Here is a 7,900-nt window from a genome sequence, read left to right as displayed (position 1 = left end):
GCGCCCACGCGCGGAGGGGACGCGGCGAACTTTGCTTCGCAAGCGCCCCCCAGCGCGGAACACCGTGCACGGGGAGCGCGGACGCGCCAGGCGAGCGCCCGCGCCCTGGGCGGCGGAGCCGTCAGCGGCTCGACCATCTCCACGCCCGGCCGAAAGCCCCCGCGCCCTGGGCGGCGGATGCCCGCGGGGTCCGGCGGCCCTTGCGCGCCGGGCCGGGCCCTGGCACAAGGGCCCTCATGACACCCGAACTGTTCTGGACGGGGCTGACGGCCGGGGCGGTGCTCGGCGCCACGGCGGGGCTCTCGCCTGGGCCGCTGCTGACCCTGGTCATCCGCGAAACCCTCTGCGGCGGCGTGGGCGCCGGGGCGCGCGTGGCGCTCTCGCCGCTGCTCACGGACCTGCCGATCATCGCCCTGTGCGTGGCGGCCCTGGGCGCGGCGGCCCGGGCGCAGCCGCTGCTCGGGGTCGCGGCCCTGGCCGGGGGCGTCTTTTTGCTGCACATGGCCCGCGAAACATGGCGCAGCGGCCCGCCGGACCCGGACGCCGCGCCCGGCCCGGCGCGCTCCCTGGCCCGGGGCGTGGTGGCCAACGTGCTCAGCCCGCACCCGTACCTGTTCTGGATGGGGGTCGGCGGGCCGCTGCTGGTGCGCTCCTGGGCCGAGGACCGCGCGGCGCCCCTGGTGTTCCTGGCCGGGTTCTACGCCCTGCTGGTGGGTTCCAAGCTGGGGGTGGCCGTGCTGGTGGCGCGCTCGCGCGCGGCCCTGGCGGGCCGGGGCTATCGCCTGGCCCTACGCCTGCTGGCCGTGGCCCTGGTTCTTTTCGCCGCCCTGCTGCTGCGCGACGGCTGGAGGCTGCTCGCCCCGGACGCCGCGTGATCCGGGCCCCGGAATCCTGGCGAGGAATCCGCGCCACCCGCATTGCCTAACGCTCGAAAAACCCCTATGAAATCCACATGTCGAAACCGAGCATCCTCATCGTCGACGACAGCGCCGTAATCCGCAAGGCGCTGTCCAAGACCCTGGACACCCTCGGAGCGAAGGTGACCCAGGCTGTGGACGGCGCCGACGGACTGGCCAAGGCCAGGGCCGGACGCTACGACCTGGTCATCTCCGATGTGGACATGCCCAACATGACCGGCTTCGAACTGTGCGAGCAGATCAAGCAGGGCCAGGCCACCCGCAGCACCCCGGTGCTGATCCTCAGCTCCCGCGACAAGGACGAGGACATCGAACGCGGCTTTCGCGTGGGCGCCGACGGCTACCTGACCAAATCCGGCGGGCAGGACGAATTCCTGGCCAGCGTGCGCGAGTTCCTGGACCGCCAGGACATCATCCGCAACCGCAAGGTCCTGGTGGTGGACGACTCCACCTACATCCGCACCACCGTGGGCGAGGCGCTGGAAAAAAGCGGCTTCCACGTCATCCGGGCGGAAAACGGACGCCAGGCCCTGGACCGGCTGCTGGGCGGCGAGGTGCCCGACCTCGTGGCCAGCGACCTGGACATGCCGGTCATGGACGGCGTGCAGCTGTGCAAGGCCCTGCGCGCCGACGACCGATTCAAGAACATCCCCCTGCTGATCATGAGCTCCACCGACGACCGCGCGGTGATCCGGCGCATGTTCCAGCTCGGCGCGGCGGCGTTCCTCATCAAGCCCTTCAACATGGAACAGCTCGTCCACACGGCGGAGAAGCTGCTCTCGGACCATTTCCGCAACCTGCTGCTGGAAAAGGAGCGCCTGCGCCAGGAGCACACGCTCATGCTCGGGTCCATCACCAGCCTGATCCAGGCCCTGGAAGCGCGCGATGTCTACACCCGCGGGCACTCCGAGGCCGTGGCCGAAATCGCCGCGCGCCTGCACGACCTGGGCAAGATCGGCATCCCCGACGCCATCCTGCTCAAGCCGGGCAAGCTCACGGTCAAGGAATACGAGATCATCAAGACCCACCCGACCATCGGCGCCGAGATCCTGCGGCCCATCCCGTCCATGGCCCCGCTCATCCCCGCCGTGCTCTCGCACCACGAGCGCATCGACGGCACGGGCTATCCCCACGGCCTCAAGGGCAAGAAAATTCCGCTGTGGGCGCGCATCATCGCCGTGGGCGACATCTACCACGCCCTGACCTCCAACCGCCCCTACCGCGACCCCATGCCCGAGGAGCGCGTGCTGGAGATCATCCACGACGCCACGGTCGGCCACCTGTGCTCCGACTGCGTGGCGGCGTTCCTCGCATTCCTGGAGAGCTGACCTCCCCGCGCGGCCGCGCCAAGGCGCCGCACGTTCCGGGCACCCCCCCGGCAGCCGCCCCCCCGCGCCGGCGCGTCAAGGCGCCGCACCGCCCCGTCGTTGCATGGCCTGGACACGGCCTGGCGGATCATGTATCCCCTGCGCTGTCCCAGCCACCTCAATCCGGCCGCCAACATGCTCTTCAACTCATACAGCTTCCTGTTCTTCTTCCTCCCCGTTGCGTTCGCCGGATATTTCCTCCTGAACGGGAAGCATTTGACAAAGCTCTCCAGACTGTGGCTTGTGTCGTGCTCGCTCTTCTTCTACGGCTGGTGGGATCCGGGATACCTGCCGCTGATCCTGCTCTCCATCGTCGCCAACTTCGCCCTGGGCACGGTCATCGGCATCGCCACCGAGCACAAGAGGAAGCTCCTCGCCACGGGCATCTGCCTCAACGTCGCGCTCCTTTGCTACTACAAGTACACCGGCTTCATCGTGGACAACGTCAACGCCCTGCTGGGGGCGGACATCCAGATCGCGCCCATCGTCCTGCCCCTGGCCATCAGCTTCTTCACCTTCCAGCAGATCGCCTACCTCGTGGACAGCGCCCGGGGCGAGACCCGGGAGTACGACTTCCTCAACTACGCGCTGTTCGTGACCTTCTTCCCCCAGCTCATCGCCGGGCCCATCGTCCACCACGCGGAGATGATGCCCCAGTTCCGCAAGCTGCGGAACCTCGTGGTCGACCACGCCAACATCCTCCAGGGGCTCGGGCTGTTCACCCTGGGGCTGGCCAAGAAGGTACTCCTGGCCGACACCTTCGCCATCTGGGCCAACGCGGGCTTCGCCGCCCCCCAGGGCATCGGCTTCGCCCAGGCCTGGACGGCGAGCCTGAGCTACACCCTCCAGCTCTACTTCGACTTCAGCGGATACATGGACATGGCCACCGGGGCGGCCCTGCTGTTCAACATCCGCCTGCCCCGCAACTTCGACTCGCCCTACAAGAGCGCCTCGCTCCAGGACTTCTGGCGCCGCTGGCACATCACCCTCGGCCGCTTCCTGCGCAGCTACGTCTACATCCCCCTGGGCGGCAGCCGCCGGGGCACGCCAAGGCTGCTCGGCAACCTCTTCGCCACCTTCCTCATCGGCGGCATCTGGCACGGCGCGGGCTGGACCTTCGCCATCTGGGGCGCCCTGCACGGGCTGGGGCTGGTCGTCCACCGCCTCTGGACCATGACCGGGCGGCGCCTGCCGCCCCTGGCCGCGCGGGCGCTGACCTTCCTGTTCGTACACTGCGCCTGGGTCGTCTTCCGGGCCCAGAGCGCCGACGACGCCCTGCACGTCCTGTCGGCGATGTTCCTGAAGGCCCCGAGCCCGGCGGGGCTGACCCTGCTGCCCCTGGCCGCCATCCTGGCCGGGCTGGCCATCGTCTGGGGCCTGCCCAACGCCCGGGAGGCCGTGGAGAACAACAAAAGCTCCTCCCTGGGCGCCACCGTGGCCCTGGCGGGCCTGGCCTGCGCCAGCCTCATCGCCCTGGAGATTCGCAATGCTTCGGAATTCCTCTACTTCCAATTCTAGGCGCAAGGCCAGGCGCTGGGCACTGCTCCTGGGGCTGGTGCTGCTCGGGCTGCTGCTGGCCGACGCCGCGCTGCTCCTCTACGCCCGGCACCGGATATCCCCCAACTCCTACGTCGAGGACGCGCCCTCCAAGGCGGAGCACATGCGCCTGCGCCTGGGGGGCAAGCGCCCGGACATCGTCTTCGTGGGTAGCTCGCGCACGCTGCACCACATCAGCTCGGCGGTCTTCGAGCAGGCGGGCTGGACGGTCTACAACTACGGGATCTCGGGCCACCAGATCGTCAACTACCCGTTCATGGCCGGGGCCGCCGCCGACCTCAAACCGACCTACGTCGCCCTGGGGGTGACCATCTCGGCCTTCGCCAACCCCGACATCGCCGTGCCGAGCAGGCCCACCCTGGCCGACCTCAAGGCGCTGTACGCCACCGGGCAGCCCCTGGGGCTCCTGGCGGCCACCACGGGCAAATGGCTGGCCAACCTGCACCTGCTCAACTACTACTCGCAGGTCGTGAACCTGCGGCTGCGCCCCCTGTTCGAGCGCCTGGACGTGCCCCTGGCGCCGGAACCGCGCCGCCCCGCGAAGCCCGTCGACCAGGGGGAACGGCGCGCCGCCCCCGCGCCCGGAGCCGCCGCGGGCACGCTCCCGGCGCAGGCCGCTCCCGTGCCCGCCCCCGGGGACCCCTGCGACTGCACCCCCTTCGAGAGGCTCACGGACAAGGCCGGCATGCGCATCGTCAAGTGCACCAACGGCGACGCCATCCTGTTCGGGAGCTTCTGGGTCGACGGCAAGGACCGGTCCTTCACCTGGAAGGGCTTCCACGAGCCCTACCTGGCCCTGCTCAACCACTGCCTCGACCTGATCCGCGCCCGGGGCGCCCGGCCCGTGGTCATCCTGGAGCCCTTCCACCGCCTCAGGGGCGACTACGACCTGGCGGCCATCCGCAAGGCCGTTCGCGCGCCGGTGCTCGATTTCACCCGCTTCCCCCTGCCCGACGCCCTGTGGGCCGACCCCGAGCACCTCAACAACGCGGGCAGGCTCGTCTTCTCCCGGGCGCTGGCCGAGGCCTTCGCCGCCCTGCCCCGATAGGCGCCCGCCCCGCCCCGGGGCCGCACGGCAAGACGGGCCGCGGCAGCGCGCCACGGCCCGTCCCGCCCCTTGCGGAGCCGAAAGAAAAGGGACCCGGCATGCTGCCAGGTCCCTTTGTTCACTTTGGTGCCGAAGGGGAGACTCGAACTCCCACGACCGTGAGGTCACCACCCCCTCAAGATGGCGTGTCTACCAGTTCCACCACTTCGGCGTGTGGGCGCCCTGTGTGGCACAGCAGGCGGGGAAAAGCAAGCCCTTTCTCCCGGGGGGCGCGCGCCCGGGGCGCCCGGGGCGCCGGGCCGGGCCGCGCGCCCTGCCCCTGGCGCGGGCCGGGCCGGGTGCGCCGCGCGCCCCGCTTCCCTTCGGGCCGCCGCCGTGCTACCAAATCAGCCCAATCAATATCCAGCAGCGCATACGGAGGTCCCCCATGTTCCGGCTCCCCCGCTTCCCGCGCCCCGCAACGGCCCGCGCCCTGGCCCTCTGCCTGGCGCTGGCCCTGCTCGCCGGCTGCTCCCTGTCCGGCCCCGGGCCCCAGGCCCCCGACACGGCCCCGCCCTTCGGCACCAACCCCGACTTCACCACCAACCCCTTCTGGGACGGCACCGGCGGCGGCGACTACGGCACCGGCCTGGCCCTGGCCGACATCAACGGCGACAAGTACCCCGACCTCGTGGTTGCCAGCGGCAACGACAAGGCCCTGCAGCAGGTCCAGGTCTACTACAACGACGGCCACGGCAACTTCCCCGCCGTCCCCGACTGGCACTCCACCGACACCGTGGACGGCCTCTACGGCGAACACAACGCCCTGGTGGCCGTGGGCGACATCGACGGCAACGGCTACAACGACGTGGCCGTGTCCATCTTCCTCGGCCCGCGCAACGAGTACGCCAAGGGCGGCGCCAAGGTCTATTTCAACCGGGGCGGAACCCTGGAGCCCAACGCCTCCTGGCGCGTCACCGGGTTCCCCTCCTTCGGGCTGGATCTCGCCGACGCCAACGGCGACGGCCTGCTCGACCTGGCCGTGGCCTGCGGCGAGCCCATCCCCTCCGAGGAGGTCTGGGCCACCCAGCCCTGCGACGCCGGGGCCGCCGCCCGGCATCGCCCGGCTCCCGGCGCCCTCTCCCTGGGCGCCACCGCCAACCCCGACCCGCCCTACGAGGTCCAAAACCGCATCTACTACAACACCGGCTCCGGCCTGGCCGCCACCCCCGGCTGGCTCTCCGCCGACGCCTTCGTGGCCATGGGCTGCGTCTTCGCCGACGTGAACGCCGACGGATTCATGGACATCGTCTTCGACTCCGCCCCCGTGCGCGCCTACCTGGGCCGCAACGACGGCACCATCGACCCCGCCCCGGGCTGGACGAGCAACGACGTGAACTACTACGGCAACGGCATCGATTTCGCCCGCACCCTGCACAACGCCTCCTCCGCCCGCCCCGACGACGTGCCCACCCTGGCCACCTCGTCCAGCAACTACATCGGCAACGGCCGGGGCGGCTTCTCCCTCTACCGCTTCCTGGACCCCTACATCATCCAGTACGCCCCGCGCACCAGCTGGCCCGACTGGCAGTCCGACCAGGGCGGCTGGGGCTCGGCCATCCACCTCGCCGACCTGGACCAGGACGGCAACCTGGACATCCTGACCCACCGCTGGAACGACCCCGGGCGCAACGACCTCGACGGCACCCTGCTCTACTACCGGGGCAACGACGCCACCGCCTCCACCAGCCCCGACTGGACCACCGCCGCCACCTCGGTCATCGAGTCCATCAAGACCGCCGACCTGGACCTCGGCGCCCTGGCCACCGCGCAGGACACCTTCCGCATCGATTCCGCCTACGTCGCGCGCTACTGGAAGCCCGGGCAGGACCACATGCGCGTGCTCTACGTCCAGCAGCAGAACCCCGTGACCATCTACGCCGTCACCGTCAACGGCAGCCCCCTGGGCAAGGGCGGTTTCGTCACCGCGCCGGGCCGCAACTGGGTCTGCTTCGCCCGGCCCCTGCTGGCCGGAGACACCGTGCAGATCAGCTACATCCACTCGCCCCGGCCCGACATCGTCTACACCAACTGGAACTGCGACAAGGGCAACTACATCTACTACAACCGCCAATAGCCCCCAAGGGCCCGGCCCGCTCCCCGGGCCGGGCCCTTGCCCGGCGGGCGCAATTGCTGTACCCCTTGGGCACACCCCAACCCGGAGACCGCCCATGCTGACCATCGGATGGATCGCCTTCTCCTACCTGCTCGGAGCCGTGCCCTTCGGCCTGCTCGTGGGCAGGGTGCTCTGCGGCGTGGACCCGCGCACGGCAGGCAGCCGCAACACCGGCGCGACGAACATCGCCCGGCTGTGCGGCTTCAAATACGGCGTGCTCGCCCTGGCCCTGGACCTGGGCAAGGGCCTGGCCCCGGTGGCCCTGGCGCGCACCTTCACCGACTCGCCCCTGTTCCTGGCCCTGGCCGCCGGAGCCGCCATCACCGGGCACTGCTACTCCGTGTTCCTGCGCGGCAAGGGCGGCAAGGCCGTGGCCACCACCATCGGCGCCTTCGTGGCCCTGGCCTTCTGGCCGACCCTGATCTCCTGCGCCCTGTGCGTGGCGGTCATCGCCCGCTCGGGCTTCGTCTCCCTCGGCTCCCTGACCCTGGCCGCCGCCCTGCCCGTGTGCATGCTCCTGTCCGGGCGGCTGACCTACGCCGTCCTGGGCGTCGTGGTCATGGCCCTCATCTTCTGGCGCCACCGCGACAACATCCGGCGCCTGGCCCGGGGCGAGGAGAAGCCCTGGCGCAGGAAGGACGCCCAACCCGGGCAGCCCGAACAGCCCGACCGCGAAGACTGAACCCACGGGGCCGGACGCCAGACGCACCGGGCCGCGCGACGCCATGTCGCGCGGCCCGGTGCGCTTGTGCGGGGACCAAAGGGGCACGGCGCGGGCAAGGACGGCGCGCCGGAACGACGGACCCCGGACCCCGGGCCCGGGGCGGGCGGCTAGCGCCCGCGGCCCTGCTGGGGC

At 70.8% G+C, this 7,900-nt stretch carries 6 protein-coding genes and 1 tRNA gene; 6 read left to right on the top strand and 1 reads right to left on the bottom strand.

Translation table 11 applies throughout. The features are described 5' to 3' along the window. Positions 1–236 precede the first annotated feature (236 nt). The 4 genes from M0P34_RS11675 to M0P34_RS11660 all read left to right on the top strand — a co-directional run bounded on the left by M0P34_RS11675 (position 237) and on the right by M0P34_RS11660 (position 4,889). The gene (locus M0P34_RS11675) at positions 237–875 is read left to right on the top strand and encodes a LysE family transporter (RefSeq protein WP_291499281.1); all 639 of its coding nucleotides are present in this window, start codon (positions 237–239) and stop codon (positions 873–875) included. 77 nt (positions 876–952) lie between these two features. Next, positions 953–2,245 carry a response regulator gene (locus M0P34_RS11670; protein ID WP_291499279.1) on the top strand — a complete coding sequence of 431 codons (1,293 nt, stop codon included), beginning with the start codon at positions 953–955 and terminating at the stop codon, positions 2,243–2,245. Between the two features lie 174 nt (positions 2,246–2,419). Beyond that, positions 2,420–3,802, top strand: a complete 1,383-nt coding sequence (locus tag M0P34_RS11665) for an MBOAT family protein (RefSeq protein ID WP_291499277.1) — start codon at positions 2,420–2,422, stop codon at positions 3,800–3,802. Beyond that, positions 3,771–4,889 (top strand): hypothetical protein, encoded by a 1,119-nt coding sequence (locus tag M0P34_RS11660; protein WP_291499275.1) that lies wholly within the window; start codon positions 3,771–3,773, stop codon positions 4,887–4,889. The genes M0P34_RS11665 and M0P34_RS11660 overlap by 32 nt, the downstream gene beginning before the upstream one ends. A gap of 124 nt (positions 4,890–5,013) precedes the next feature. Here M0P34_RS11660 and M0P34_RS11655 read toward each other — a convergent pair. Continuing rightward, positions 5,014–5,100: transfer RNA gene (locus M0P34_RS11655), tRNA-Leu, on the bottom strand. A 216-nt stretch (positions 5,101–5,316) separates the two neighbouring features. Here M0P34_RS11655 and M0P34_RS11650 point away from each other — a divergent pair. Together M0P34_RS11650 and plsY are read left to right on the top strand one after the other, a co-directional pair. Then, positions 5,317–7,005, top strand: a complete 1,689-nt coding sequence (locus tag M0P34_RS11650) for a VCBS repeat-containing protein (protein WP_291499273.1) — start codon at positions 5,317–5,319, stop codon at positions 7,003–7,005. Between the two features lie 94 nt (positions 7,006–7,099). Further along, entirely contained in the window at positions 7,100–7,726 is a 627-nt protein-coding gene (gene plsY / locus M0P34_RS11645; protein ID WP_291499271.1) for a glycerol-3-phosphate 1-O-acyltransferase PlsY, read from the top strand. Positions 7,727–7,900 lie beyond the last annotated feature (174 nt).

It is taken from the genome of Desulfocurvus sp., from assembly GCF_023230885.1.
In the GTDB taxonomy this organism is placed as follows: Bacteria; Desulfobacterota; Desulfovibrionia; order Desulfovibrionales; family Desulfovibrionaceae; genus Desulfocurvus.
The sequence above is the reverse complement of the archived record's forward strand: the minus strand, read 5'-3'. Positions and strand labels throughout refer to the sequence as shown.

Coding starts and splice junctions, on each gene's coding strand:
- M0P34_RS11650 (WP_291499273.1), top strand. CDS start 5,317: ATGTTCCGGCTCCCCCGCTTCCCGCGCCCCGCAACGGCCCGCGCCCTG.
- M0P34_RS11675 (WP_291499281.1), top strand. CDS start 237: ATGACACCCGAACTGTTCTGGACGGGGCTGACGGCCGGGGCGGTGCTC.
- M0P34_RS11660 (WP_291499275.1), top strand. CDS start 3,771: ATGCTTCGGAATTCCTCTACTTCCAATTCTAGGCGCAAGGCCAGGCGC.
- M0P34_RS11665 (WP_291499277.1), top strand. CDS start 2,420: ATGCTCTTCAACTCATACAGCTTCCTGTTCTTCTTCCTCCCCGTTGCG.
- M0P34_RS11670 (WP_291499279.1), top strand. CDS start 953: ATGTCGAAACCGAGCATCCTCATCGTCGACGACAGCGCCGTAATCCGC.
- plsY (WP_291499271.1), top strand. CDS start 7,100: ATGCTGACCATCGGATGGATCGCCTTCTCCTACCTGCTCGGAGCCGTG.